Origin of the sequence: Streptomyces sp. NPDC029216, assembly GCF_040648015.1 — a bacterium.
In the GTDB taxonomy this organism is placed as follows: domain Bacteria; phylum Actinomycetota; class Actinomycetes; order Streptomycetales; family Streptomycetaceae; genus Streptomyces.
Map to the genome: position 1 here is coordinate 49158 of NZ_JBEZWL010000010.1, position 25454 is coordinate 74611.

Below are 25454 nucleotides of genomic sequence, written 5' to 3' on the forward strand. Positions count from 1 at the left end.
GACTCCGGCATCACAAATGAATCAACACCGTCGCCAGGGTGAACTCTGGGCGACGACTGTTCGAGCTGCCACCCGAACGGCTGTGGAAGTGTCGTAGCGGCTGCTTAACCTGGACACATGGACGTGAACGCGGCGGTCGCCGCAGCTGCGGCGATCGCCGGTCTCTGCACCGGTGTCATCGCCATGCTGGCGTTCCGCTGGAGCGAGCGCGACCAAGCCCGCCCCACGAGGAGCTCCATGCGCCCCGACATCAACGCGGTGCTCCCGCCCGGCGTGGACACGGTGCTCTCCGTACTCCGCTCCTCCGCCGTCGTCCTCGACGAGGGCGACGCGGTGGTCAAGGCCAGCTCGGCGGCGTACGCCCTGGGCCTGGTCCGGGGCGGGAAGCTCGCCGTGGAGCCCATGCTCCACATGGCCCGTGACACCCGCCGTGACGGCGAGATACGCCAGATCGAGCTCGACCTGCCCCGGCGCGGCACCGGCCGCGGCGAGGCCCTCGCGGTCTCCGCCCGGGTCGCCCCGCTGGGCTCCCGGCTGGTGCTCCTGCTGGTCGAGGACCTCACCGAGGCCCGCCGCATCGAAGCGGTGCGCCGCGACTTCGTCGCGAACGTGTCGCACGAGCTGAAGACCCCGGTCGGAGCGATCTCTCTGCTCTCCGAGGCGGTGATGGACGCCGCGGACGATCCCGAGGCGGTCAGCCGCTTCGCGGGCCGCATGCAGATCGAGGCCACCCGCCTGATCAACCTCGTACAGGAGCTCATCGACCTCTCCCGGGTGCAGAACGACGACCCGCTGGAGGACGCCGAGCCCATACGGGTGGACACGCTGGTGGCGGAGGCCATCGACCGCTGCCGCCACACGGCCACCTCCAAGCAGATCACCATGGCCGCCGGCGGCACCGCCGACCTGCGCGTCTGGGGCAACCGGGGCCAGCTGGCCGCGGCCCTGGGGAACCTGGTGGAGAACGCCGTCAACTACAGCCCGGCCCGCACCCGCGTGGGCATCGCCGCCCGCAGGGTGACGGCGCCCGGCGGGGACCTGATCGAGATCGCCGTGACCGACCAGGGCATCGGGATCCCGGAGAAGGACCGCGAGCGCATCTTCGAGCGCTTCTACCGGGTGGACCCGGCCCGCTCCCGCGCGACCGGCGGAACCGGACTGGGCCTCGCGATCGTGAAGCACGTGGCGGCCTCGCACGGCGGGGAGGTGTCGGTGTGGAGCTCCGAGGGCCAGGGTTCCACGTTCACCCTGAAGCTCCCCGAGGCGGCCGCCCCGGCCCCGGCGCCCGCCCCGGACACCGCGGCGGCGGCGCCGGCCACGACCCCCGAACCCGCCCGACCCCTGCTTGACCCAGAACCAGCCGTCCCCTCCCCGGAGGTCCTTCCGTGACCCGAGTGCTCGTCGTCGAGGATGAGGAATCCTTCAGCGACGCCCTGTCCTACATGCTCCGCAAGGAAGGCTTCGAGGTCGCGATCGCCGCGACGGGGCCCGACGGGCTCGACGAGTTCGAGCGCAACGGCGCCGACCTCGTCCTCCTGGACCTGATGCTGCCCGGCCTGCCGGGCACCGAGGTCTGCCGGCAGCTGCGCGGCCGCTCCAACGTTCCCGTGATCATGGTGACCGCCAAGGACAGCGAGATCGACAAGGTCGTCGGTCTGGAGATAGGAGCCGACGACTACGTCACGAAGCCCTTCTCCTCGCGGGAGCTGGTCGCCCGCATCCGCGCGGTCCTGCGCCGCCGCGGCGAGCCGGAGGAGGTCACCCCGGCGGCCCTGGAGGCCGGGCCGGTACGGATGGACGTGGACCGGCACGTGGTCACCGTCGGCGGGGCCAAGGTGGACCTCCCGCTCAAGGAGTTCGACCTGCTGGAGATGCTGCTGCGCAACGCGGGCCGCGTGCTGACCCGTATGCAGCTGATCGACCGGGTGTGGGGCGCGGACTACGTCGGCGACACCAAGACCCTCGACGTCCACGTCAAGCGCCTGCGCGCCAAGATCGAGCCGGACCCGGGCGCCCCGCGCTACCTGGTCACGGTCCGCGGCCTCGGCTACAAGTTCGAGCCGTAGGCCTGCCGGGAGTGAAACGGGGAAGGGGCCCCGGCCGCGATGCGGCTGGGGCCCCTTCCTTCGTTCCTGGCGGCGCTGTGCTTCCGCAGCGCCCCGCGTCAGTGACCGGCGCCGTGCGACGCCGAGGCCGAGGGGGAGCCCGACGGGCTGCCCGATGCGGAACCCGACGGCGTGGCGGCCGGGGAGCCGGAAGGGCTGCCCGACGGGGTGGCGGAGGCCGAGCCGGACGGGGCCGCGGAGGCGCCGGCGGCGGCCGGGGCCTCGGTGGGGCCGTAGCCCGCGTACATGCCGGCGGCCGGCACGACGTAGGCGTCCAGCTTCACGTCACCGGCGGTGCTGAGCTGGAAGGTCATCTCCTGCACGTTGCCGTTCTGGACGGCCTCGCGACCGCCCTCGACGACGGCGGAGGCGTTGCCCTTGCCGCCGATCACCACGGACCCGCCGGCGGGCACGGTGATCTTGCCGGAACCCTCGGCGCCCTTCAGCGTCACCTTGGACTTGCCACCCGCCAGGGTGATCGCGTCCAGGGTCTGGTCCTTGGTGCCGGCGTTGAAGAGGGTCGCCGAGACGGAGGCCGGGCCCTTCTTCTCCTTGTCACCCTTGGTGATCACCAGGGCGTTCTGAACCTTGATGTCGCCCTTGGTGACGGCGGCGTTGTCCGGCTTGATCTGGAGAGTCTGCGCGTCACCGCCCGCGCCGCACGCGGCAAGCGAGGCGAGCGAGAACACTACGGCGGAAGCGGCGAGGGCGCCGCGTCGAAGGCTGCGGCTCACGGCGGCGGCAACTCCTTGGACGTACGGACGGGACGGTGGGCTCTCGGAGCGGCCGAGGTAAAGCCGCCCTAAGGGTGTGTCAGCGGGCTTAGGTTACCGAGCCGCCACCCCGCCCCCGCACCCGACCCTCCGCAGCGTGCGGACGGTGCCGAGCGCGTGGGCGATCTTGCATTCCGCTATCCCGCCGGCGGGTCCCTCCGTGATCGAATTCAGGCATTCCCTCGAACGCCGCTCCGTGATCAATTCCGGATTGGGCCGGAACCCGCTCCGTACGGGTGGCCGCCAGTCGAACGGAGTACTTCGGTTTCCTGTCCTGGAACCCGGCAAAACGGGACGTACGTCACACTGGAGGGTGCGTCCGTCAGGTGTAACGTGGTCGTTTCGCCTGGTCCGCACAGCGCCTCCGACCTGCGAATACCCCCCTCCGGAAGCCTTTCGCAGCACGTTCGTGTCGTTGTTGTCAAGCCCCGAGATGTGCCCTGACCTGCGAAAACGCCATTCATAACAGTCCGTTCTCGTGTTACCCTGGATAGCCACGGAAGGGGTACCTGTCACATGACGTTCAAGGTTGGCGACACCGTGGTCTATCCCCATCACGGGGCCGCGCTGATCGAGGCCATCGAAACTCGCCAGATCAAAGGCGTGGACAAGACCTACTTGGTGCTCAAGGTCGCCCAGGGCGACCTGACGGTTCGTGTGCCTGCGGACAATGCGGAGTTCGTCGGCGTTCGCGACGTAGTCGGCCAGGACGGGCTGGACCGGGTCTTCGAGGTGCTTCGCGCACCGTACGCAGAAGAGCCGACGAACTGGTCCCGTCGCTACAAGGCAAATCTGGAGAAGCTCGCTTCGGGCGATGTCATCAAGGTCGCCGAAGTGGTGCGCGACCTGTGGCGTCGTGAGCGTGAGCGTGGGCTTTCCGCTGGTGAGAAGCGGATGCTCGCGAAGGCGCGTCAGATTCTGGTGAGCGAGCTCGCGCTCGCCGAAAACACGAACGAGGACAAGGCAGAGGCCCTCCTCGACGAGGTTCTCGCGTCCTGACGCTCGAACCGATCACAGTGTGCCGCGGTGCCCGATGACAGGTCCTCTCCTCCACGAGAGGGCTGTTGCCGGGCGCTGCGGCATGTCTGCGTCCGCGGCCACGTCCGCCGCCTCCGCACCTGCCGCACCCACGTCCTCCACCTGGCGTGCCGGGTCCGGGCAGCCGGCTCGACCGGTCGTCACGGAAGGGGCGAGGGCGTCGCACCCGGCACCCTTCAGGCCATACCCATGTCGGCCGAAGTCACAAACCTGGCTCGGAGCTACTGATGTCTGACGAATCCCGGCCCCACCGCACCGCCGCGGTGATCCCGGCCGCCGGCCGCGGGGTACGCCTCGGCCCCGGCGCCCCCAAGGCCCTGCGGGCCCTCGGCGGGACACCGATGCTGGTCCACGCCGTCCGCGCCATGGCCCGCTCCCGCGCGGTGTCCCTCGTCGTGGTCGTCGCCCCGCCCGCCGAGGCCGCCGAGGTGCGCCACCTCCTCGACGAGCACCCGCTGCCCGACCGCACCGACCTGCTGGTCGTCCCCGGCGGCGAAACCCGTCAGGAGTCCGTGCGCGCGGGCCTCGACGCCCTCCCGGCCGACGTCACCTCCGTACTGATCCACGACGCGGCCCGCCCGCTGGTCCCCGTCGACACCGTGGACTCCGTCATCGAGGCCGTCCGCGACGGCGCGCCCGCCGTCGTCCCCGCCCTGCCGCTGGCCGACACCGTCAAGGAGGTCGAGCCCGGCCGTCCCGGCGAGCCCGAGCCCGTCCTCGGCACCCCCGAGCGCGCCCGGCTGCGCGCCGTGCAGACCCCGCAGGGCTTCGACCTCAAGACCCTGCTCCACGCGCACGAGACCATCGCCGTCAGCGGCGAGGGCGCCACCGACGACGCCGGCATGGTCGAGCGCACCGGGGTCACCGTCGTGGTCGTCCCCGGCCACGAGGAGGCCTTCAAGGTCACCCGCCCCCTCGACCTGGTCCTCGCCGAGGCCGTACTCGCCCGCAGGAGGGCCACCGATGCGTACTGATCCCGCCGCCCCCCTGATCCCGCTCGTCGGCATCGGGACCGACGTGCACGCCTTCGAGACCGGGCGCGAGCTGTGGTGCGCCGGCCTGCTGTGGGAGGGCGAGGACGGGCTCGCCGGGCACTCCGACGGCGACGTCGCCGCCCACGCCGCCTGCGACGCCCTCTTCTCCGCCGCCGGCGTCGGCGACCTCGGCGCGCACTTCGGCACCTCCCGCCCCGAGTGGTCCGGCGCCTCCGGCCGCACCCTCCTGGGGGAGGCGGCCCGGATCGTCCGCGCCGAGGGCTTCGAGATCGGCAACATCGCCATCCAGGTGATCGGCGTACGCCCGAAGATCGGCAAGCGGCGCGAAGAAGCACAGAAGGCGCTCGCCGCGGCGGCGGGCGCCCCCGTCTCCGTCTCCGGCACCACCACCGACGGACTCGGCCTCACCGGCCGCGCCGAAGGCCTCGCCGCCATCGCCACCGCCCTCGTGTACCGGACGAACCGGGACTGAGTACCGGTTACCCCCGTAAGGCGGCCGTTACGGATGTCAGGCCGCCGATGACGGATGTCACCTCTTCGGCAACAAAGCGTCCCCGCGGCCTCAAACGGTCGCGGGGCACTGCCGCTGGCGCACTACCCTGGATGCCGTGACTATTCGCCTGTACGACACCAGCGCCCGGCAGATCCGCGACTTCACCCCGCTCGTCCCGGGCTGCGTCTCGATCTACCTCTGCGGTGCCACCGTGCAGGCGGCACCGCACATCGGGCACATCCGCTCGGGCCTCAACTTCGACATGATGCGCCGCTGGTTCGCCTACCGCGGCTACGACGTGACCTTCATCCGCAACGTCACGGACATCGACGACAAGATCATCGCCAAGTCGGCCGAGCAGGGCCGCCCCTGGTGGTCCATCGGCTACGACAACGAGCGCGCCTTCAACGACGGCTACACCGCCCTCGGCTGCCTGCCGGCCACCTACGAGCCCCGCGCCACCGGCCACGTCACCGAGATGGTCGAGATGATGCGCGGCCTCATCGAGCGCGGTCACGCCTACGAGGCCGACGGCAACGTCTACTTCGACGTGCGCTCCTTCCCCGGCTACCTGGCGCTGTCGAACCAGGAGCTCGACAACCTGCTCCAGCCCTCCGGCGAGGGCGAGACCGGCAAGCGCGACCCCCGCGACTTCGCCATGTGGAAGGCCAGCAAGCCCGGCGAGCCCTCCTGGGAGACGCCCTGGGGCCGCGGCCGTCCCGGCTGGCACCTCGAATGCTCCGCCATGGCGCACAAGTACCTCGGCTCGGCCTTCGACATCCACGGCGGCGGCCTGGACCTGATCTTCCCGCACCACGAGAACGAGATCGCCCAGGCCAAGGCCTTCGGCGACGAGTTCGCGAACTTCTGGGTGCACAACGCCTGGGTCACCATGTCCGGCGAGAAGATGTCCAAGTCGCTCGGCAACTCGGTGCTCGTCTCCGAGATGGTCAAGCAGTGGCGCCCGATCGTCCTGCGCTACTACCTGGGCACCCCGCACTACCGCTCGATGATCGAGTACAGCGAGGAGGCCCTGCGGGAGGCCGAGTCCGCGTTCGCGCGCATCGAGGGCTTCTGCCAGCGCGTCGTGGAGAAGGCGGGCGGGATGGTCGAGGCCGCCGCCGAGGTGCCGCCGGCCTTCGCCGACGCGATGGACGACGACCTGGGCGTCCCGCAGGCCCTCGCGATCGTCCACACCACCGTCCGCCAGGGCAACAGCGCGCTCGCCGCCGACGACAAGGACGCGGCCATCGCCCGGCTGTCCGAGGTACGGGCCATGCTCGGTGTCCTCGGCCTGGACCCGCTCGACCCCCAGTGGGCCGGCGAGTCCGACCGCGGCGAGGAACTCCACGGCGCCGTCGACACCCTCGTACGCCTCGTCCTGGAGCAGCGCGAGTCCGCCCGGGCCCGCAAGGACTGGGCGACCGCCGACGCCATCCGCGACCAGCTCCAGCAGTCCGGCCTGGTCATCGAGGACAGCCCCACCGGCCCGCGCTGGACGCTCGGCCCGCGCTGATCCGGGCCCGTCGGGACCCGGTCCGCAGCCGGACCGGACCCCGTCGGACCAGCGCCGTTGTGCCGCCCGGCCTTCCGGGCGGCACACTCTTCATACGTACATATCGCAGCACGAACGAAAACAGGTAGAGGTCATGGCCGGGAACAGCCAGCGCAGGAACCGCCGCACGTCCAACAAGAAGGGCGCCACGGTCGGCAGCGGTGGCCAGCGGCGCAAGGGCCTGGAGGGCAAGGGCCCCACGCCCAAGGCCGAGGACCGCAAGAAGCACAAGGCGAACCGCATCGCCAACGCCATGGCCCGCCAGGCCGCCAAGCGCCGCCCCGCCCCCCGCCGCGGCGGCCCCAAGGGCACCAGCGAGATGGTCGTCGGCCGCAACCCGGTCTTCGAGGCCCTGCGTGACGGCGTCCCCGCCACCACGCTCTACGTGCAGCAGTTCATCGACAACGACGAGCGCGTCCGCGACGCCCTCAAGCTCGCCGGCGAGCGCGGCAACATCAACCTGATGGAAGCCCCGCGCCCCGAGCTCGACCGCATGACCAACGGGCTCAACCACCAGGGCCTCGTCCTCCAGGTCCCGCCGTACGAGTACGCGCACCCCGAGGACCTCACCGACGCCGCCTACGACAACGGCGAGGACCCCCTCATCGTCGCCCTCGACGGCGTCACCGACCCGCGCAACCTCGGCGCCATCGTCCGCTCCGTCTCCGCCTTCGGCGGCCACGGCGTGGTCATCCCCGAGCGCCGCGCCGCCGGCATGACCGCCGGCGCCTGGAAGACCTCCGCCGGCACCGCCGCCCGCACCCCGGTCTCCCGCGTCACCAACCTGACCCGCGCCCTCCAGGAGTACAAGAAGGCCGGCATCGCCGTCGTCGGCCTCGCCGCCGAGGGCACCCACGAGGTCCAGGACCTCGACGCCCTCGCCGGCCCCGTCGTCATCGTCGTCGGCTCCGAGGGCAAGGGCCTCGGCCGCCTCGTCGGCGAGAACTGCGACTACCTCGTCCGCATCCCCATGCCGGGCGGCGCCGAGTCCCTCAACGCCGGTGTCGCCGCGGGCGTCGTCCTCTACGAGGCCGCCCGCCGCCGCGCCACCCGCGGCCGCGTCTGAGCCGCAGGCCCCGGCCGTCGGCCGGACGGGTCACCCCCGTCCGCCGGCTTGATCCACTCGGCCCACGGAACATGACCCGTGAGCGTGTCGCCCCGCCCCTTCCGGGCGGGGCGACTTGATCTTGACGGGTCTCGGACAGATCCCTGATGTCAAGGCAGTGTCCTAAACACTGATCACTCGGTTAGATGAGTGTGGACACCAGAACGTCAGGGTTCGATGACCAGCCCGCGCTGAGCATGGTCAAGGTGCCGTGCGACCCCGCACAGGTCATCGTCAACCACGCCAGCTTCCGCGTGCGGCTCGCACCGAGCCCGAGCGCGCGTTCCAAGCCCGCGAACGCCCCCGGCCCCGGCCGCGCACCGCTCCTGGCCGCCGGAGCCGTCGCGGCCGCCGGAGCCACCCGCCGCCGGGCCCCCGTCGTCTGGAGCGGCAAGACCGCCCCCGGCGGCGACGCCGAGGCCACGGGCGGACTCCTCCAGGCCGTACGGGAAGCCGGACGCGGCCACGACGACTACGACGGCGGCGCCACCCAGACCATCCCCCGGGTGGACCTCGCACGCGACCTGGCCGAGGACACCCTCGCCACCCCCACCGTCATCGGCCAGCGCAGCTACGCCGACGCCGACGAGACGCGCCCGCTGGCCGCCGTACCCGACCAGCCGCGCCAGCCCTACGAGCCCTACGAGCCCTACGAGCCCTACGACCAGCCCCCGTACCCCGGCGGCCCCGCCGCCGACGCCCGGCGCCCCGCGGACAACCGCGCCCAGGCCTCCTACTACCCCGGCCGCCGGATGAACCTCGGCGTCGTGCTGCTCCCGCTGCGCGTCTTCCTCGGCTTCATCTCCATCTACGCCGGCATGGGCAAGCTCTGCGACCCCGTCTACTTCGACGGCGGCGAACGCGGCTCCATGGTCACCTGGCTGCGCACCCTGCACCCCTGGGCCCTCGCCGAGCCGCTGCGCGACTTCGCCCTGGCCCACCCGGTCGGCGCCGGACTCAGCGTCGCCTTCCTCCAGGTGCTCGTCGGCGTCCTCACCGTCTTCGGCCTCTGGCAGCGCTTCGCCGCCTGCATCGGAGCCCTGCTCTCCGCCGCCCTGCTGATGACCGTCAGCTGGAAGACCGTCCCCGCCTACGACGCCCCCGACATCATCTACCTGGCCGCCTGGAGCCCGCTCATCATCGCCGGCGCGCCCGTCTACTCCCTCGACGGACGCCTCGCCGGCGAGGCCTGGCGCACCCTCGGCCCCCGCTCCGAGATGTGGCAGCTGCGCCGCCGCGTCCTGCGCCGCGGGTCGGTCATGGCCGCCGTCGTCTGCGGACTCACCCTCCTCATCGGCTCCCTCCTCGGCGGGGCCGTCCGCTCCAGCACCGTCGTCACCGTGCCCGGCCCCGGCCAGGCCCCCAGCAACTACCTGCCGGGCTCGCCGCTCCCGCAGGCCCCCGCGCAGCAGCAGCCCGGGCCGGCCAAGCAGCCCTCCAAGCAGGCCTCGCCGTCCGCCTCCGCGTCCGAGCCCGCGAAGTCCGGCCGCACCAGCAGCGGGGCCCCGGCACGGGAGAGCGCCGGCACCGGCTCACCCAGCGCCACCAAGGGCACCAGCGGCAGCCAGACCCCGCGCACCAGCACCCCGAAGCAGTCCAGCGCGCCGTCCGCCACCTCCTCGAAGAGCCGGACCGGCACCAGCGGGGACACCACCGCCAAGAAGCCCGGCCTGGTCGGCGGCCTCCTCGGCTGACCGGAACGGACCGACGGGAAGGGCCCGGCGCGCGAGCAGCGCGCCGGGCCCTTCCCACTGCCTCAGGCCCGGTCAAGCACCGTCGATGCGGTCGAGCAAGCTGCGGGCCTGCAGGGTGCGGGGGTGGTCCGGGCCGTAGAAGGCCAGGCAGTCGCGGTGGGCGGACGCGGCCAGGGGACGGGCCTGGGCGTTCCGGCCCAGCCCGAAGAAGGCGGTGGCCTCGTTCAGTTCGGCCATCCCGGTCTCCGGGGCACGGTCCTCCCGGGGGAAGGCACGGTCCAGCACGTCGGCGCGCTTGTTCTCGGCGAGGGCCTCCTCGTAGCGTCCCTGGGCGTTGAGGCTGTGGGCCAGAGCGAACCGCACCCTCACCGTGAACCGGTCCTGTCCGTCATGAGCGGCGAGGACGTTCCGCGCCACCGCCTCGACCGCCGGGTGGGCGCCCAGCATGTCGAGGGCCCGGATCTGCCCGATGAGGGCGTCCTTCACCACGTACGGCATGTCGGCCCGGGCCGCGGCCCGGCAGACGGCCACGCACTCCTCCTCGGACTCGGTGTGCCGGCCGAGCTGGTTCAGCACCTCGGCGCGGCCCAGGCGCAGTTTCAGGGTCAGCCGGTGTTCGTCACCCCAGACCTCGCTCACGACCGGCAGCTGTGCGTCGTACGTGGCGAGCGCCTCGGCGTGGTGGCCCTGGGCGCTCGCCGCGAGCGCGGCGATGCTCAGCGCCATCGGCACGGCCAGGTCGTCCGGATTCCGCCCCTGGGCCGCTGCCACGGAGCGCGCCTCCGCCTCGGCCTCGGCATAGCGTCCCGCGGTGTACAGCGCCCGGGCCTGCGCCAGGAGGTCGTCCGCCCGCTGAATGTCCTCGCGCCGGCCGCGCGACCGAAAGAATGCCATGCGCCGAGCATACGAACGCCGCGTACGCCTGTTCGGAGAACGGGACAAGGCGGTCCCGCGTTCCTGTGCGCACGATGACGCAACAGGCGTACGAAAAGCCTCAGACGGCGCCGTGGGCCGCCAACTCCCGCGCGGCCTCCGTCAGGTCCTTCGCCGTGTCGATCGCCCGCCAGTAGGCCCCCTGCGGCAGCGGGAAGCCCGCCAGGCGCCGTTCCCGGGCCAGCCGCGGGAACGTCGTGCGCTCGTGGTCCCCCAAATCCGGCAGCAGCGCCGTGAATTCGGGCGCGAACACGTACACCCCGGCGTTGATCGGATAAGGCGACGGCGGCGCCTCGACGAAGTCCAGGACCTGCCCGAACTCGTTGGTCTCCACCACCCCCCACGGGATCCGCGGCCGCGCCAGCGCCAGCGTCGCGGCCGCCGCCCGCTCGGCGTGGAACGCGGCCATCTCCCGCAGCGGGAACCGCGTCCACACGTCCCCGTTGGTCGCGTACCAGGACCGCTCCGGGTACGGGAGGTGCCGGGCCGCGTACTTCAGCCCGCCCCCGCGCCCCAGCGGTTCCTCCTCCACCACCGTGGTCACCCGCAGCGGCAGCACCGCCCCGGCCAGCCACTCCTGGAGCACCTCCGCGAGGTGCCCGCACGAGACGACGGCGTCGGTGACCCCCTCCTCCGCCAGCCAGGCCAACTGGTGCCCGATGATCGGCACTCCCGTGCCCGGGATCTCGACCATCGGCTTGGGCCGGTCGTCCGTGTACGGCCGCAGCCGCGAACCCTGGCCCCCCGCCAGGACGACGGCCTGGACGGGCGGGGCCGGGAACGCGGCCGCGCGGTCGGTGGATGGTGCAGCTGTGGGAGGGGTGTCGGTCATGGCCGCCAGCGTAGGGACGGCCCCCGCCCCGGCGGAGGCGGCGCGGCGGGCGTCAGCCCATCGAGGCGACCCCGGACGCGTACGAGGTGTCGCACACCGGGCGGGAGTACGACTGCGCCTTCGTGGGCCCGTACGCCTCGACGGCGGCCCGGCCGAGCGCCCGGGCGATGCCCATGCAGTGCTCGGCGAGCGACGGCCGCCCGTTCACCTGCTCCTGCAGGTGTCCGAGGACGACGCCCGGGTTTTCGCCCTGCTGCAGCTCGCTCAGCAGCTTGTCGCGCAGCACGTCCTGCGCGGCGCGCGGCTTGGCGGGGACGGAGACGTCCTCGGCGGAGGCGGTCAGGATCTGGGAGGGGGTGTTGTCCGCCCAGGGGACCATGGTGACCGCGAGGGTCCCGGACAGGACCAGGACGACGGGCAGGACCAGGGCGAGGGAACGGCCGATTCGGCGGGCAGTGTGGGTCACGAGGGCGAGAGTAGCGCTCGGTGAGGATTTGGCGACATTTAGTCACCCGGTCGGGGGATGGTTCGAGGTGGCTTTTCGATTTACGGGTTGACGCGTGCGGCCGAATGGCCCGGTCTGCCGGGGTTCGTGGGAAACGCTACCCGCAACTGCCGCAGGAGGGGCTCCCCTTGGCGGGACGCCCCTCCTGCGGGTCTGTGCCGGGCCTCAGTCGGAGAGCCGTGCCCCGGTGGACGTCGAGAACACGTGGATCTCGCCGGCGCGCGGCACGACGTGCAGCGAGGAGCCCTTCTCAGGCACGTTGCGGCCGCCCACGCGGACCACGATGTCCTGGCCGTCCTTGCTGCCGTAGACGTAGCCGTCGGCGCCCAGTTCCTCGACCACGTTCACGGTGATCGTCAGGCCGCCGGTGTCGCCGATGTCGAAGTGCTCGGGGCGCACGCCCACGGTGACGGTCTTGTCGCCCGCGTCGGCGGCGGCCGACAGCGCCTCGCGCGACACCGGCACCACGCTGTCCCCGAACTTCACGCCGCCGTCGGTGATCGGCACCTCGACGAGGTTCATGGCGGGGGAGCCGATGAAGCCGGCGACGAAGAGGTTCGCGGGCCGGTCGTACATGTTGCGCGGGGTGTCCACCTGCTGGAGCAGCCCGTCCTTGAGCACGGCCACCCGGTCGCCCATGGTCATGGCCTCGACCTGGTCGTGCGTGACGTACACGGTGGTGATGCCGAGGTCGCGCTGGAGGGCGGCGATCTGCGTACGGGTGGACACGCGGAGCTTGGCGTCGAGGTTCGACAGCGGCTCGTCCATGAGGAACACCTGCGGCTTGCGCACGATGGCCCGGCCCATGGCGACGCGCTGGCGCTGGCCGCCGGAGAGCGCCTTGGGCTTGCGGTCGAGGTACTGGGTCAGGTCCAGCATCTTGGCCGCCTCCTCCACCTTGCGGCGGATGGTGGCCTTGTCCTCGCCGGCGATCTTGAGCGCGAAGCCCATGTTGTCGGCGACGGTCATGTGGGGGTAGAGCGCGTAGTTCTGGAACACCATCGCGATGTCCCGGTCCTTCGGCGGCAGGTGCGTGACGTCGCGGTCCCCGATGCGGATGGCGCCGCCGTTGACGTCCTCCAGGCCGGCGAGCATGCGCAGCGAGGTGGACTTGCCGCAGCCGGAGGGGCCGACGAGGACGAGGAACTCGCCGTCCTCGATCTCCAGCTCCAGCTGGTCGACGGCGGGCTTGTCGCCGCCGGGGTAGAGGCGGGTCGCCTTGTCGAAGGTGACAGAAGCCATGGTGATGCATCCCTTCTACCGGCAGGAACGTGCCGGACGATCCGAGTGGAAGGTCTAGTCCAATATTCAGGACTCGGGCCGACGCTACCGGGTGGGAGGGGTTCTGTCAGCAATCTGACGGGGCGGATGCCAGAGCAATCGCCTTTTGACCATGGTTCCTGCTTCAGCACCCGTTGCCGATCAGGTGAGTCCCTGGGGGGCGCACCCGATCGGTCTTACACAGGCTCCACAGGCATTGCGGCCGACGGCCCGTCGGTCCGTACTGCGTTTCGCTTCGCTATGCCGCCGGTACGAGGTCCAGCAGCTCCGAAGCCTTGATCACACTCGGCGGCATCCGCCCGGGCGGCAGCGCCATCGCCACTGCCCAGTACAGCCGCATCCCCTCGTCCCGGAGGTTCACCGCCGCGTTCTCGTCCCGGTCGTGGGCGGCCCCGCACTCCGTGCAGGTCCACTCGCGGATCGACACGTCGAGCTTCGGCCCCTTCGTATGGCAGGCGGAGCATCGCCGGGTCGACGGGAAGAACCGGTCCACGACCACCAGGGTCCGGCCGTACCACGCGCACTTGTAGCGGAGCTGACGCAACAGCTCGCCCCAGGCGGCGTCCATGATCGAGCGGTTCAGGGCCGCCTTGCGCCGTCTGTTCTTGCCCGTCGCCGCGCGCAGGAGATTTTCGATCGGCAGGTCTTCCACCACGAGCACTTGGTTCTCGCGCACGAGGCGGGTCGTGAACTGGTCCAGCCGATCACGGCGGACGTCACCGATCGAGGCGTACAGGCGGGCGATCCGCTCCCGTACCTTCCCCCGGTTCTTCGAGCCCTTCGTTTTGCGGTGCAGGTCGCGCTGGAGGCTCGCGAGCTGCTTCTCGTACTTCGCCAGGAGGCGGGGGTGCGGGAGCTTCTCCCCGTCGTCCAGGGTCACCAGCGTCGCGAGCCCGAGATCGAGGCCCACGGCCTTGGGCTCCCGGCCGCCCGGAAGGAACACCTCGGGAAGCGGGGCTATCACTTCCTCCACCAGGACGGAGAGGAAGAAGCGGCCGGCCCGGTCGCGGGTGACGTTCAGCTTCACCGGTAACTGCCCTGCGGGGAGCGCGCGCGACCAGCGGATGTCGAGTGGCTTCGTCTGCTTGGCGAGGGTGACCGAGGCCGTGCCCGGACGCTCGGGGTCCTCGACCCAGCGGAAGCCGGTGCGGACGTAGGTCGCCGAGTCCTTCGAGCGGTGTCTGGACTTCCTCTTCGGGTACTTCGCCGATCCCTTGAAGAACCGGGCGAAGGCCGAGTCCAGATGCCGCAGGGACTGCTGGAGGACCGTGGACGAGGTCTCCTTCAGCCACGCCGTCTTCCGTACGCGCTTCCACCCGGTCAGGGCCCGACAGGTCTCCGCGAAGCCCAGCGACACCCGGTGGTCTTCCCATGCCTTCACCCGGAGGGCCAGGCCCTCGTTGTAGACCCAGCGGCAGGCGCCGAAAGTCTGGGTGAGCTGGGCCGCCTGGTCGGCGGTCGGGTAGAAGCGGAAGCGGTAGACGCGCTGCTGCGTGCCCGGCTCTCTGACCAGCCCTTTCAGGGGCGCGACTGCTCGCCCGTCATGTTTGGTCCGGTCGCCGACGCCGAGGAGCTCGCGCTTGATGCGCCGGGCCTCTTCTCCCGTTATTCGGTCTGACATCTCCCCACCCTTGATCCGAACTCCAGAACGGCACGCCAGTACGGTCAACGAACGCTTGCGTGAGGGGTTACGGGGCTCGGTCAATGTGATGGCTTGGGGATTCTGCGGCTGTGTAGAGTGTTGGCGGCTCCATGCGCGGAGGTATCGCGGGTGAGGGTTGTGCCGCCTTAGCTCAGTTGGTAGAGCGCCCCACTTGTAATGGGAAGGTCGTCGGTTCGATTCCGACAGGCGGCTCCATCCCAGGTCAGAGGGCGTCTGGCCAGGGAATTTCGAACGCAAGCGGAAGGCCCCGGATGATCATCCGGGGCCTTTTCGTGTGCCTCAGGAGCGGCCCGAGACGCGGTTGGCGAGGTGGGCCAGCGGGGTGGTGTTCGGGGTGTGGGTTCTTGTTTCGTGGCGGTCCGCTTCGCGGTAGGCCGCGTACAGGGTGTGGACGCCCAGCCAGCGGAAGGGTTCCGGTTCCCAGCGGCGGACTCGGTGGTGGACCCAGGGGAGGGTGGTCAGGGCTGTGGAGTCGCCCAGGACCAGGTCGCGCAGGGTGCGGGCCGCGAGGTTGGAGGTGGCCACGCCCGAGCCGACGTAGCCGCCGGCCCAGCCGAGGCCCGTGGCGGCGTCGAGGGTGACCGTGGCGCACCAGTCGCGGGGGACGCCGAGTACGCCCGACCAGGCGTGGGTGATCTCCGTGCCGGTGAGGATCGGGAAGAAGGCCGTGAGGAGGGTGGTGAGGGCCTCGATGGTGGCCGGCTGGGTGCGGCCGTCGTTGTCCGTGCGGGAGCCGAAGCGGTACGGGACCCCGCGGCCGCCGATCGCGATGCGGTCGTCGGCGGTGCGCTGGGCGTACATGTAGGCGTGGGCCATGTCGCCGAGGAGGGGGGCGTCCTCCCAGTGGAGCTGGGACCAGACCGACTGCGGGAGGGGGGCCGTGACGATCATCGAGGAGTTCATGGGGAGCCAGGTGCGCTTGTGGCCCTTGAGGGCGGCGGTGAAGCCCTCGGTGCAGCGCAGGACGTACGGGGCGCGGACGGTGCCGTAGGGGGTGACGGCGCGGCGCGGGGCGAGTTCCGTGACGGGGGTGGACTCGTGGATGACGACCCCGAGGCGTTCGCAGGTGGCGGCGAGGCCGCGGACCAGCTTGAAGGGGTGGATGCGGGCGCCGTGCGGGGTCCAGCTGGAGCCGACGGCGTCGGCGACGTCGATGCGGGCGCGGGTGCCGGTGGCGTCGTAGAGGACGCGGTCTGTCTCCCCGAAGCCGAGTTCGGCGGTGTGGAAGGCCTTCAGGCGGGTGAGCTGGGCGGGGGTGCGGGCGACTTCGAGGACTCCGCCGCGGTGGACGTCGGCGTCGATGCCTTCCTCGGCCGCGACGTCGATGACCTCGGTGACGGTGTCGTTCATGGCGTGCTGGAGGCGGCGGGCGGCCTCGTGGCCGTGGAGTGCGGCGTAGCGGTCGCGGCCGGCGATGCCGTTGTAGAGCCAGCCGCCGTTGCGGCCGGAGGCGCCGTAGCCGCAGAACTTCTGCTCCAGGACGGTGACGCGCAGGTCGGGGGCGGCGCGCTTGAGGTAGTAGGCGGTCCACAGGCCGGTGTAGCCGCCGCCGACGATGACCACGTCGGCGGTGGCGTCGGCGGTGAGGGGGGCCCGGGGTGGCTGGTGGGCGGTGCCCTCGACGTGGGTCGCGTACCAGAAGGAGATACCGCCGTTGATCGTCATGGGGGAGTTGGTACAGGGGGTGGGGGAGGGGTGTCCAGGTGCGGGAGGGGGCGGGGGCGGGCCGGGTGGTGGTCTCGGGGGCGGTCCTAGGGTTGGGGGCATGATCCGTGAGGCCGTGCCGGGCGACGTTCCCGAGATCCAGGCGATGATCCGCGAGTTGGCGGAGTACGAGAAGCTGCCGCACGAGGCGCGTGCGACGCAGGAGCAGTTGGGGGAGGCGCTGTTCGGGGAGCGTCCGGCGGTGTGCGCGCACGTCGCGGAGACGGATGAGGGGGAGGTCGTCGGGTTCGCCGTGTGGTTCCCGAGTTTCTCCACGTGGCGCGGGGTGCACGGGATCTATCTGGAGGACCCGTACGTACGTCCGGGCGCGCGCGGGGGCGGGTACGGGAAGGCGCTGCTGACGGAGCTGGCGCGGATCTGTGTGGCGCGGGGGTACCAGCGGCTGGAGTGGTCGGTGCTGACGTGGAACGCGCCGGCGATCGCGTTCTACGAGGCCCTGGGCGCGCGGCCGCAGGAGGGGTGGCAGGTGTACCGGCTGACGGATGGGCCGCTGGCGGCGCTGGGGTCCGGTTCCTAGGGCGTCGGGTCGTCGGGGCTTCTGGTCCTAGGGCTCCAGGACGACCTTGCCGGTGGTGGCGCGGGTTTCGAGGTCGTGGTGGGCGCGGGCGGCTTCGGCGAGGGGGTAGCGCTGTACGGCGGGGCGGAGCCGGCCGGCGGCGGCCTCGGCGAGGGCGCGGGTCTCCAGGACGCGCAGGGGGTCGGGGGCGCCGACGGCCTGGAGCATGGCGGGGCCGAGGATGTGGTGGGTGGTGATGCGGCGGGCGTCGAGGCCCGCCCGTTCGGTGTCGGTGAGGGTGAGCGGGGTGCCGCTGGACCAGCCGAAGACGAGGTGGCGGGCGCCGGGGGCGAGGAGGCCGAGGGCGGTGCGGGCGGTGGTGCCGCCGACGGAGTCGAAGAGGACGGTCGCGCCGGCGGGGTGGTGGGCGCGTACGGTGTCGGCCCAGTGGGGGGCGGTGTAGTCGAGGGCGAGGTCGGCGCCGTTGGCGGCGGCGCGGGCGGTTTTGGCGGGGCCGCCGGCGAGGGCGATCACGGTGGCGCCGGCGTTCTTGGCGTACTGGACGAGGAGGGTGCCGATGCCTCCGGCGGCGGCGGGGACGAGGGCCACCGAGTCCGGGCCGAGGTCGGCGAACTGGAGGATCCCGAGGGTGGTGCGGCCGGTGCCGATCATGGCGACGGCCTCGGCGGGGCCCAGGGCCGGGGGTACGGGGTGGAGCCGGGCGGCGTCGGCGACGGCGTGTTCGGCGTAGCCGCCGGGGACGAAGCCGAGGTGGGTGACGACGGTCCGGCCGAGCCAGGAGGGGTCGGTGCCGGGGCCGAGGGCGTCGACGGTGCCGGCGACCTCCCGGCCGGGGATGGTGGGCAGCTCGGGCAGGGGTGCGGGCGGGCCCTGGACGCCCCGGCGGAGGGCGGTGTCGAGGAGGTGGACCCCGGCGGCGGCGACCTTGATGCGGACCTGGCCGGGGGCGGGGGCGGGGAGGGGGGCCGTCTCGTAGGTGAGGTTCTCGGCGGGGCCGAAGGCGTGGAGGCGGACGGCCCGCATGGTGGCGGGGGCGGTGTCGGTGTTCATGGGGGTGAGCCTCCGGCCTCAAGCGCGGTTGAGGTCAAGGGCGGGTTGTCAGTGGGGTGGGTCACGATGGGGTCATGGCGCGGAACGGTGAGCGGTTGGTGAGGGCGGCCCGGCGGGCCGAGGTGCGGCTGCCGGAGCTGGTGGCGTGGGAAGGCGGTGGGCTGGAGCCGGACGGGGACTACGACGGGCAGGAGTTCGCCGACCTGGACCTGGCGGGGCAGGAGGCGGTCGGGGCGCGGTTCATGGACTGCGCGCTGCGGCGGTGCGGGCTGGACGGGGCCGGGCTGGCGAAGACCCGGATCCTGGACTCGGTGCTGGAGGGCGTCCGGGGGGTGGGCGCGGACCTGTCGGGGGCCTCGCTGCGGGACGTGGAGGTGGTGGAGGCCCGGCTGGGCGGGGTGCAGTTGCACGGGGCGGTGCTGGAGCGGGTCCTCGTACGCGGGGGCAAGATCGACTACCTGAACCTGCGGCAGGCGCGGCTGAAGGACGTGGTGTTCGAGGGGTGCGTGCTGGTGGAGCCGGACTTCGGGGGGGCGGTGCTGGAGCGGGTGGAGTTCCGGGACTGCGTGCTGCGGGGGATGGACGTGACGGGGGCCCGGCTGACGGACGTCGACCTGCGGGGGGCGGCCGAGCTGGGGGTGGCGCGGGGGGTGGAGTCCCTGGCGGGGGCGGTGATCAGCCCGGCGCAGCTGTTCGAACTGGCGCCGGCGTTGGCTGCGCAGCTGGGCGTGCGGGTGGTGGGGTAGGGGGGCCGCTGCGCGGGGCCCGGTTAGGCCGGGACTCGGGGGAAGCGGGACTGGAGGGTCCAGATGATGGGGTTGTCGGCGAGGCCCTCGTGCATGTCGATGAGGTCCGCGATCAGATCGTGCAGGAAGTCCCGCGCCTCGCGCCGCAGCAGCCGGTGACTGAACGTCAGCGGCTCCTCCTCCGGCGGCATCCAGTCGGCCTCGATGTCGACCCAGCCGAAGCGGCGCTCGAAGAGCATCCGGTCGGCGGACTCGGTGAAGTCGAGTTCGGCGTACTGGCTGTGGGAGGAGCGGCTGCCGCGCGGGTCCTGGTCCAGCTGCTCGACGATGTCGCACAGGGCCCAGGCGAAGTCGAGTACGGGCACCCATCCCCAGGCTGTGGACACTTCTGTGTCCTTGTCGGTGTCCGCGAGGTACACGTCGCCGCAGAAGAGGTCGTGGCGCAGGGTGTGGACGTCCGCCGAGCGGTAGTCGGTCTGCGGGGGGTCCGGGAAGCGCCGGGAGAGGGAGTAGCCGATGTCGAGCACGTAGCCGATGGTGTCACGGGTCGGGGCGAGGGGCCGTGTGGGGATGCCGCCCGCACGGATCGTCCGGCCCGACCCCCTAGGCTCCCGCCATGTATCCCTGCACGAACCGGCCGTCCGCCGAAGCGATACTCGCCGCCGTACCGGGCCTCGCGCCCTACGCCCGGCCGGCGGTCGTCCTCCGTCCGGCGCCCGGGGCGTCCGCGGTCCGTGACAGTTCCGTCGGCGGTCCGCTGCTCTGGCCCCCGGACGAACCCTGGCCGCACTGCTCCGTGCCGGACGAACAGGAGCCGTCCGGGCTGCCGCCCGTGGCGATGGTGCCGGTGGTGCAGGTGTTCCGGCGGGACGCGCCGGGGGACTGGTGGCCGGAGGGCGCCGACGTGTTCCAGCTGCTGTGGTGTCCGAACACGCACTGGGACCCGCCGGCTCCGCAGGCGGACGTCAGCCCGGTCGTGGAGGTCCGGTGGCGGCGGGCGGCGGACCTGCCCCCGGAGCCGGTCCCGGTTGCGGTCCCGGCGCCCGTGCGGCAGGAGGACGAGGACTACGGCTTCTCGCCACGGCCCTGCACGCTCACGCCGGTGCCGTTGACGGACTTCCCCCATCCGAAAGAGCTGCCGGACGTCGTCAGGGCGGGCGTGGAACGGCTGGTGGCGGAGACGGGCGCCGGGGAGGGCCGGGGCGACGTCGTCACGCGCGTCGCGGGATGCAAGTTCGGCGGGTGGCCCACCTGGCACCTCTCCGACCCGTGGGACGTGCGCTGCCGTGAGTGCGACGCGGCGATGGAGCTCCTGTTCACCGTGGCCAGCGACCGCACCACGCGCATCACGGTCGGCAGGTGGGGGGACCTGCGCGTCTTCAGCTGCCCCCGGGACATCCGGCACGGCTATGAGTTTGACGTGCACTGATTGATCGTGTGGTGGGCGGGCCGGCCCTTCGGGCTTCAGGAGGGCAGGAGGCGCTGTTCCTTCGCCACGGCCACCGCGCCGGCGCGGGTGTCGACGCCCAGTTTGTCGTAGATGCGGCCCAGGTGGGTCTTGACCGTCGCCTCGCTGATGAACAGCGCGCGGGCGATGTCGCGGTTGCCGAGGCCGCGGGCCAGCTGGCCCAGGATGTCCAGTTCGCGGTCCGTGAGTGTCGGGCGTGAACCCCGCATGTGGGCCATGACGCGGCTGGCGACCGGCGCGGAGAGCGTGGTGCGGCCCGCCGCCGCCGAGTGGATGGCGGCGAAGAGCTCCTCGGGGCGTTCCGCCTTCAGGAGGTAGCCGGTCGCGCCCGCGCCGATGGCCCGGGTGATGTCCGCGTCCGTGTCGTAGGTGGTCAGGACGAGGACGTGCGGGGGACGGGGGAGCGCGGTGATGCGGCGGGTGGCCTCTACGCCGTCGATGCCCTCGCCCAGCTGGAGGTCCATCAGGACCACGTCCGGGTGGAGCTTGGCGGCCAGCGCGACCGCCTCCTCGCCGCTGCCCGCCTCGCCGAGCACCTCGATGTCCGGTTCGCTGCCGAGCAGCGCCAGGAGTCCGGCGCGGACGACGACGTGGTCGTCGCAGAGGAGGATCGTCGTCATCCTGTGGGCTCCAGGGGGATCGAGGCCGAGAGGACGGTGCCCTCGCCCGGGGTGGATTCGATCGTCAGGGTTCCGCCGAGCTGGCGCACGCGGGCGCGCATCGCGGGGAGGCCGTGGCCGCGGTCGGACGTGGCTCCCGTGGCGGGGGTCGTGGTGGTGAAGCCCGTGCCGTCGTCGGCGATGTCCAGGACCACTTGGTCGCCGAGGAAGCTGAGGGTGAGGGCCGCGGTGCGGGCGCCCGAGTGTTCGCGGATGTTGGCGAGGGCCCCCTGGGCGATGCGCAGCAGGGCGGACTCGGCGCGGTCCGGGAGGGGGGCCGGGACGCCCTCCAGGTGGAAGCGGACCTCGATGTCCGGGCCGGCGTCCAGGGCGCGCAGGGCGTCGGCGAGGCCGGCGCCGTTGTCCAGCTCGGGCGGGGCCAGGTCGTGGACCAGGCGGCGGGCCTCGGCGAGGCCGCGGGCCGCGATGCCGGTGGCGGTACGGACGTGCGCGCGGGCGGTGGCGGGGTCGGTGTCCCAGGTGCGGTCGGCCGCCTGGAGGAGCATCTGCTGGCTGGACAGGTGCTGGGCGAGGGTGTCGTGGATCTCCATGGACAGGCGCTGGCGTTCCGCGAGGGTGCCTTCGCGGCGTTCGGTGGCGGCCAGTTCCCGGCGGGTGCGGATCAGGTCGTCGATGAGTGCGCGCTGGGCCTGGGCCTGGCGCTCCATGTGGATGAACACGGCGGTGGCGAGGGCGGCGATGGCGGGCGGGGCCAGGAGGAGGTTCGGGTCGAAGGCGGTCGAGAGCTTGAGCTGGGCCGCGACGACGAAGACGGTGAGGACGGCGACGAGGGCCACCGCCGCGCGTGGGGGGAGGGTGCGCAGGGCCGTGAAGAACAGCGGGACGGCGCACCAGGCGAAGCTCGGCGCGAGGACGACGAGGACCAGCCAGGTGGCGACGACGAGCCCGAGCCAGGGCCTCCGGCGGTGGGTGGGGGTGGTGGCGCGCCCGGGCGGCGCGCCTGTTGCGCCCACGGCGGGGCCGAGGACGTAGAGGAGGGCCAGGGTGATGCTGAGGGCGATGATCCAGGGGGTGCGGGGTTCGCCGGGGTGGCGGAGGAGGAAGCGGGCCACGGAGGCGCCGAGGAGGAGGAAGAACGCCGTGTGCATGACGGTGGCCAGGGCGCGGGTGTCGGGTTTCCGCGGCGGCTGGCTCACGGCGGGGGCTCCTGGGGGGTGGGGGTGTGGTGTCCATTTTGCCCCTGCCCTGGCCGGGCGGTACGGGGCCGGTCGGGCCGCTGCCCTGGCCGGGCCATTGCCCTGGCCGGGCCATTGCCCTGGCCGGGCCGTTGCCCTGGCCGGGCGGTGCCGGCTGGGGGCGGGGTCGGGGGTGGGCCGACCAGGTCCCGGCCGGCCAGATCCAGCCTCGCCGGCGTTTGAGGCGCGGGGGTCCGGGGGCGGAGCCCCTGGGAGACGGTCCGCAGACGTACGGGCTGCGTTTGGGCGGGGGTACTCAGGAAACCGGGCGGCCAGCCCCACCGCATCGGCCGATCGGATGACCCCCGGGTCAACCGGTGCGGTCGCCGGGCCGAGCCGGTACGGGGACGGGCCGGGGGCGGGTCGGCGGCCATGGTTGAAGGGAGCCAGTCGAGACCACCAGGAGCAGAGATGAACACCCGTACCCGCGTCCTCACCGGTACCGCCCTCGCCGTCGTCCTCGGCGCCGGGACCTTCGGGGCCGTCAGCGCGAGCGCCACCCCTGCCAAGAAGGACGAGGTCAAGAGCGGCAACTTCACCACCTCGACCCACCTCACCATCGACGCCGCCACCCGCGCCGCCCAGGCCGCGCTCCAGGCCGCGGAGAAGGAGAACCAGAAGGTCACGGTCGCCGTGGTGGACCGCAACGGCAACACCATCGTCACCCTGCGCGGCGACGGCGCCGGCCCGCAGTCCTACGAGTCCGCGCAGCGCAAGGCGTACACCGCCGTGTCCTGGAACGCCCCGACCTCGGTGCTCGCCGGCCGGCTCGCGCAGGCCCCGAACCTGAAGGACATCCCCGGCACCCTCTTCCTCGCCGGTGCCACCCCCGTCCAGGCCAACGGCGCGCCCGTCGCCGGTATCGGTGTGGCCGGTGCGCCGAGCGGTGACCTGGACGAGAAGTTCGCCAAGGCCGGTGCCGAGGCCCTGGGCAACTGAGGTCCGGGCCTGCCTCCAGGGCACCCGCTTAGGATCGAGCGCGTGGAACACCGCACGCTCACCCGTCTCGCCGCCCCCGCCCTCGCCGCCCTGATCGCCCTCACCACGGGGTGTACGGGCGCCGCGGTGCAGGGGCGGCCGGGCGCGTCGGGGCTGCGGGACCCGTACTTTCCGCGGGCCGGGAACGGGGGCTATCAGGTCGAGCACTACGCGCTGGACCTGGCGTACGACCCCGCCGACGGGGAGTTGCACGGGACGGCCGTGATCACCGCCCGGGCCGAGCAGGGGCTCAGCTCCTTCAACCTGGACTTCAGCGGGCTGAAGGTCGAGGGCGTGGACGTGCAGGGTGCGGCGGCGCGGTACAACCGGACGGGCAGCGAGCTGACCGTGCGGCCGGCCGAGGACATCGGGAAGGGCGAGGTCTTCCGTACGACGGTGGACTACTCCGGGCGGCCCAAGGCGCTGGTCGATCCCGACGGGTCCAAGGAGGGCTGGATCACCGCCGAGGGCGGGGACGCGGTCGGTGTCGGCGAACCGGTGGGGTCGATGGGCTGGTTCCCCGGCAACCACCACCCCGTGGACAAGGCCACGTACGACATCACGGTCACCGTTCCCGAGGGCTACGAGGCCGTGTCCAACGGGGAGTTGCGGTCCCGCAGGGCCGTGGGGGCCGGGCAGACCGAGTTCGCGTGGCGGAGTGCCGAGCCGATGGCGAGCTATCTGGCGACCGTCGCCGTGGGGAAGTTCAAGGTGAGTACGGGGCGGACCCCTTCGGGGGTGTCCGTGTACGAGGCCGTGGCGCCCGGTGAGGAAGAGGCGGGCCGGGCCGCGCTGGCGCGGGTGCCGGAGATGGTGGAGTGGGGGAGCGCCACGTTCGGGCCCTACCCGTTCGGGACGGTGGGTTCGATCGTGATGCCGGCGCGGACCCTCGGGTACGCGCTGGAGACGCAGACCAAGCCCGTGTACTCGGGTGCGCCGGACGAGGAACTGGTGCTGCACGAGCTGGCCCACCAGTGGTTCGGGGACTCGGTGTCGCCGAAGTCCTGGAAGGACATGTGGCTGAACGAGGGCTTCGCCACGTACGCGGAGTGGCTGTGGGCGGAGTCCCAAGGGGGTCTTACCGCGCAGCGCCGGTTCGAGGCCTTCCTGGCCGGTGACACGTCCGTCGATCCGCATGCGGGTGCCGATTGGGCGGCCTTCCCGCCGGCCTCGCCGCCCCGTGCCGAGCACATCTCCGACGACCCGGTCTACTACCGGGGTGCGATGGTGCTGCACCGGATCCGCCAGGAGGTGGGGGACGAGAAGTTCTTCGGCCTGCTGCGGGGCTGGGCCGCCGAGCACCGGCACGGCAACGCGAGCACCGCCGAGTTCACCGGGTACGCGGAGCGGCGGACGGGGCGTGACCTGAAGAAGGTGTGGGACGTGTGGCTGTACGGGGAGGGCCGGCCGAAGGCCGCCGGTTAGGGCTCCTTGTCCACGACCGGGCGCGGACCCTTCCCCGGGACGGTGGGGAAGGGGCCGCGCCGGGCCGGCGGCGGTCTCAGACGTTGACGCCGAAGTCCTGGGCGATGCCGACGAGGCCGGAGGCGTAGCCCTGGCCGACCGCGCGGAACTTCCACTCGGCGCCGCTGCGGTAGAGCTCGCCGAAGACCATGGCGGTCTCGGTGGCGGCGTCCTCGGAAAGGTCGTAGCGGGCGATCTCGGCGCCGCCGGCCTGGTTGACGACGCGGATGTACGCGTTGCGGACCTGGCCGAAGTTCTGGCTGCGGGAGTCGGCGTCGTAGATGGAGACCGGGAAGACGATCTTGTCCACGGTGGGGGCCAGGCCGGCGAGGTTGACCTTGATGGACTCGTCGTCGCCCGAGCCCTCGCCCGTCCGGTTGTCACCGGTGTGGACGATGGTCTGGTCCGGGGTGGACTTGTTGTTGAAGAAGACGAAGTGGCCCTCGGAGACGACCTTGCCCGTCGCGTCGACCGCGATGGCGGAGGCGTCGAGGTCGAAGTCGACACCGGTCGTCGTGCGGACGTCCCAGCCGAGGCCGACCGTGACGGCGCTGAGGCCCGGGGCCTCCTTCGAGAGCGAGATGTTGCCGCCCTTGGACAGGCTTACTGCCATGTGACTGGTGTCCTTCCTCGTCATTCCGGGTGCTAGACCCCGATGTGGGGTCAAGCTACCGCTGCC

The 25454-nt window shown here is 72.2% G+C and carries 25 protein-coding genes and 1 tRNA gene; 14 read left to right on the plus strand and 12 right to left on the minus strand.

Features of this window, described 5'->3' with window-relative positions:
- The first annotated feature begins 117 nt into the window (after positions 1 to 117).
- Positions 118 to 1389: an ATP-binding protein gene (locus AB0F18_RS06510; protein WP_362055620.1), complete on the plus strand. Its 1272-nt coding sequence runs from the start codon at positions 118 to 120 to the stop codon at positions 1387 to 1389.
- Positions 1386 to 2066, plus strand: coding sequence for a response regulator transcription factor (locus AB0F18_RS06515; RefSeq protein WP_042813788.1), 681 nt, complete (start codon positions 1386 to 1388; stop codon positions 2064 to 2066). The genes AB0F18_RS06510 and AB0F18_RS06515 overlap by 4 nt, the downstream gene beginning before the upstream one ends.
- Positions 2067 to 2164: 98 nt before the next feature.
- Here AB0F18_RS06515 and AB0F18_RS06520 read toward each other — a convergent pair whose 3' ends face one another.
- Complete coding sequence (locus tag AB0F18_RS06520) at positions 2165 to 2839, minus strand: DUF461 domain-containing protein (protein WP_362055622.1); 675 nt, start codon at positions 2837 to 2839, stop codon at positions 2165 to 2167.
- 555 nt (positions 2840 to 3394) lie between these two features.
- On the opposite strand from AB0F18_RS06520, the gene AB0F18_RS06525 reads away from it, so the two are divergent.
- The 6 genes from AB0F18_RS06525 (at position 3395) to AB0F18_RS06550 (ending at position 9758) form a co-directional block, all read left to right on the plus strand.
- Positions 3395 to 3877, plus strand: a complete 483-nt coding sequence (locus AB0F18_RS06525; RefSeq protein WP_003953493.1) for a CarD family transcriptional regulator — start codon at positions 3395 to 3397, stop codon at positions 3875 to 3877.
- 266 nt (positions 3878 to 4143) lie between these two features.
- Positions 4144 to 4890 carry a 2-C-methyl-D-erythritol 4-phosphate cytidylyltransferase gene (ispD, locus tag AB0F18_RS06530; protein WP_362055624.1) on the plus strand — a complete coding sequence of 249 codons (747 nt, stop codon included), beginning with the start codon at positions 4144 to 4146 and terminating at the stop codon, positions 4888 to 4890.
- The gene (gene ispF / locus AB0F18_RS06535; protein WP_362055626.1) at positions 4880 to 5383 is read left to right on the plus strand and encodes a 2-C-methyl-D-erythritol 2,4-cyclodiphosphate synthase; all 504 of its coding nucleotides are present in this window, start codon (positions 4880 to 4882) and stop codon (positions 5381 to 5383) included. The genes ispD and ispF overlap by 11 nt, the downstream gene beginning before the upstream one ends.
- 136 nt (positions 5384 to 5519) lie before the next feature.
- Positions 5520 to 6920 carry a cysteine--tRNA ligase gene (gene cysS, locus AB0F18_RS06540; protein WP_362055628.1) on the plus strand — a complete coding sequence of 467 codons (1401 nt, stop codon included), beginning with the start codon at positions 5520 to 5522 and terminating at the stop codon, positions 6918 to 6920.
- A 133-nt stretch (positions 6921 to 7053) separates the two neighbouring features.
- Positions 7054 to 8025, plus strand: coding sequence for a 23S rRNA (guanosine(2251)-2'-O)-methyltransferase RlmB (gene rlmB / locus AB0F18_RS06545; protein ID WP_362055630.1), 972 nt, complete (start codon positions 7054 to 7056; stop codon positions 8023 to 8025).
- Positions 8026 to 8210: 185 nt separating this feature from the next.
- The gene (locus tag AB0F18_RS06550) at positions 8211 to 9758 is read left to right on the plus strand and encodes a DoxX family membrane protein (RefSeq protein WP_362055632.1); all 1548 of its coding nucleotides are present in this window, start codon (positions 8211 to 8213) and stop codon (positions 9756 to 9758) included.
- A 72-nt stretch (positions 9759 to 9830) separates the two neighbouring features.
- On the opposite strand, the gene AB0F18_RS06555 is transcribed toward AB0F18_RS06550, so the two are convergent.
- The 5 genes from AB0F18_RS06555 to AB0F18_RS06575 all read right to left on the minus strand — a co-directional run bounded on the left by AB0F18_RS06555 (position 9831) and on the right by AB0F18_RS06575 (position 14930).
- Positions 9831 to 10652: a tetratricopeptide repeat protein gene (locus AB0F18_RS06555; protein ID WP_362055634.1), complete on the minus strand. Its 822-nt coding sequence runs from the start codon at positions 10650 to 10652 to the stop codon at positions 9831 to 9833.
- A gap of 100 nt (positions 10653 to 10752) precedes the next feature.
- The gene (locus AB0F18_RS06560; protein WP_362055636.1) at positions 10753 to 11523 is read right to left on the minus strand and encodes a nucleotidyltransferase family protein; all 771 of its coding nucleotides are present in this window, start codon (positions 11521 to 11523) and stop codon (positions 10753 to 10755) included.
- Between the two features lie 52 nt (positions 11524 to 11575).
- Positions 11576 to 11989 (minus strand): hypothetical protein, encoded by a 414-nt coding sequence (locus AB0F18_RS06565; RefSeq protein WP_362055638.1) that lies wholly within the window; start codon positions 11987 to 11989, stop codon positions 11576 to 11578.
- A 204-nt stretch (positions 11990 to 12193) separates the two neighbouring features.
- Entirely contained in the window at positions 12194 to 13270 is a 1077-nt protein-coding gene (gene ugpC, locus AB0F18_RS06570; RefSeq protein WP_362055640.1) for a sn-glycerol-3-phosphate ABC transporter ATP-binding protein UgpC, read from the minus strand.
- Positions 13271 to 13547: 277 nt separating this feature from the next.
- Positions 13548 to 14930 carry an RNA-guided endonuclease TnpB family protein gene (locus tag AB0F18_RS06575; protein ID WP_362055642.1) on the minus strand — a complete coding sequence of 461 codons (1383 nt, stop codon included), beginning with the start codon at positions 14928 to 14930 and terminating at the stop codon, positions 13548 to 13550.
- 161 nt (positions 14931 to 15091) lie between these two features.
- Here AB0F18_RS06575 and AB0F18_RS06580 point away from each other — a divergent pair.
- Positions 15092 to 15167, plus strand: a tRNA-Thr gene (locus tag AB0F18_RS06580).
- A gap of 84 nt (positions 15168 to 15251) precedes the next feature.
- On the opposite strand, the gene AB0F18_RS06585 is transcribed toward AB0F18_RS06580, so the two are convergent.
- Positions 15252 to 16637 carry an FAD-dependent oxidoreductase gene (locus tag AB0F18_RS06585; RefSeq protein WP_362055644.1) on the minus strand — a complete coding sequence of 462 codons (1386 nt, stop codon included), beginning with the start codon at positions 16635 to 16637 and terminating at the stop codon, positions 15252 to 15254.
- Positions 16638 to 16737: 100 nt separating this feature from the next.
- Here AB0F18_RS06585 and AB0F18_RS06590 point away from each other — a divergent pair, with 100 nt between their 5' ends.
- Entirely contained in the window at positions 16738 to 17214 is a 477-nt protein-coding gene (locus AB0F18_RS06590; protein WP_362055646.1) for a GNAT family N-acetyltransferase, read from the plus strand.
- Between the two features lie 27 nt (positions 17215 to 17241).
- Here AB0F18_RS06590 and AB0F18_RS06595 read toward each other — a convergent pair whose 3' ends face one another.
- Positions 17242 to 18237 carry a zinc-binding dehydrogenase gene (locus AB0F18_RS06595; protein ID WP_362055727.1) on the minus strand — a complete coding sequence of 332 codons (996 nt, stop codon included), beginning with the start codon at positions 18235 to 18237 and terminating at the stop codon, positions 17242 to 17244.
- 101 nt (positions 18238 to 18338) lie between these two features.
- On the opposite strand from AB0F18_RS06595, the gene AB0F18_RS06600 reads away from it, so the two are divergent.
- Entirely contained in the window at positions 18339 to 19010 is a 672-nt protein-coding gene (locus AB0F18_RS06600; RefSeq protein ID WP_362055648.1) for a pentapeptide repeat-containing protein, read from the plus strand.
- A gap of 23 nt (positions 19011 to 19033) precedes the next feature.
- Here AB0F18_RS06600 and AB0F18_RS06605 read toward each other — a convergent pair whose 3' ends face one another.
- Complete coding sequence (locus tag AB0F18_RS06605; RefSeq protein WP_362055650.1) at positions 19034 to 19537, minus strand: hypothetical protein; 504 nt, start codon at positions 19535 to 19537, stop codon at positions 19034 to 19036.
- Between the two features lie 89 nt (positions 19538 to 19626).
- On the opposite strand from AB0F18_RS06605, the gene AB0F18_RS06610 reads away from it, so the two are divergent.
- The gene (locus AB0F18_RS06610) at positions 19627 to 20439 is read left to right on the plus strand and encodes a hypothetical protein (protein ID WP_362055652.1); all 813 of its coding nucleotides are present in this window, start codon (positions 19627 to 19629) and stop codon (positions 20437 to 20439) included.
- A 35-nt stretch (positions 20440 to 20474) separates the two neighbouring features.
- Here AB0F18_RS06610 and AB0F18_RS06615 read toward each other — a convergent pair whose 3' ends face one another.
- Together AB0F18_RS06615 and AB0F18_RS06620 are read right to left on the minus strand one after the other, a co-directional pair.
- Positions 20475 to 21098, minus strand: coding sequence for a response regulator transcription factor (locus AB0F18_RS06615; protein ID WP_362055654.1), 624 nt, complete (start codon positions 21096 to 21098; stop codon positions 20475 to 20477).
- The gene (locus AB0F18_RS06620) at positions 21095 to 22246 is read right to left on the minus strand and encodes a sensor histidine kinase (RefSeq protein WP_362055729.1); all 1152 of its coding nucleotides are present in this window, start codon (positions 22244 to 22246) and stop codon (positions 21095 to 21097) included. Before AB0F18_RS06620 ends, AB0F18_RS06615 begins: the two co-directional genes overlap by 4 nt.
- Positions 22247 to 22744: 498 nt before the next feature.
- Here AB0F18_RS06620 and AB0F18_RS06625 point away from each other — a divergent pair, with 498 nt between their 5' ends.
- Both AB0F18_RS06625 and AB0F18_RS06630 read left to right on the plus strand, forming a co-directional pair.
- The gene (locus AB0F18_RS06625) at positions 22745 to 23272 is read left to right on the plus strand and encodes a heme-binding protein (protein ID WP_362055655.1); all 528 of its coding nucleotides are present in this window, start codon (positions 22745 to 22747) and stop codon (positions 23270 to 23272) included.
- 42 nt (positions 23273 to 23314) lie between these two features.
- On the plus strand, positions 23315 to 24736 hold the full coding sequence (locus tag AB0F18_RS06630; protein WP_362055657.1) for a M1 family metallopeptidase: 1422 nt from the start codon (positions 23315 to 23317) through the stop codon (positions 24734 to 24736).
- A 76-nt stretch (positions 24737 to 24812) separates the two neighbouring features.
- Here AB0F18_RS06630 and AB0F18_RS06635 read toward each other — a convergent pair whose 3' ends face one another.
- The gene (locus tag AB0F18_RS06635; RefSeq protein WP_362055659.1) at positions 24813 to 25388 is read right to left on the minus strand and encodes a TerD family protein; all 576 of its coding nucleotides are present in this window, start codon (positions 25386 to 25388) and stop codon (positions 24813 to 24815) included.
- Between the last annotated feature and the right edge of the window lie 66 nt (positions 25389 to 25454).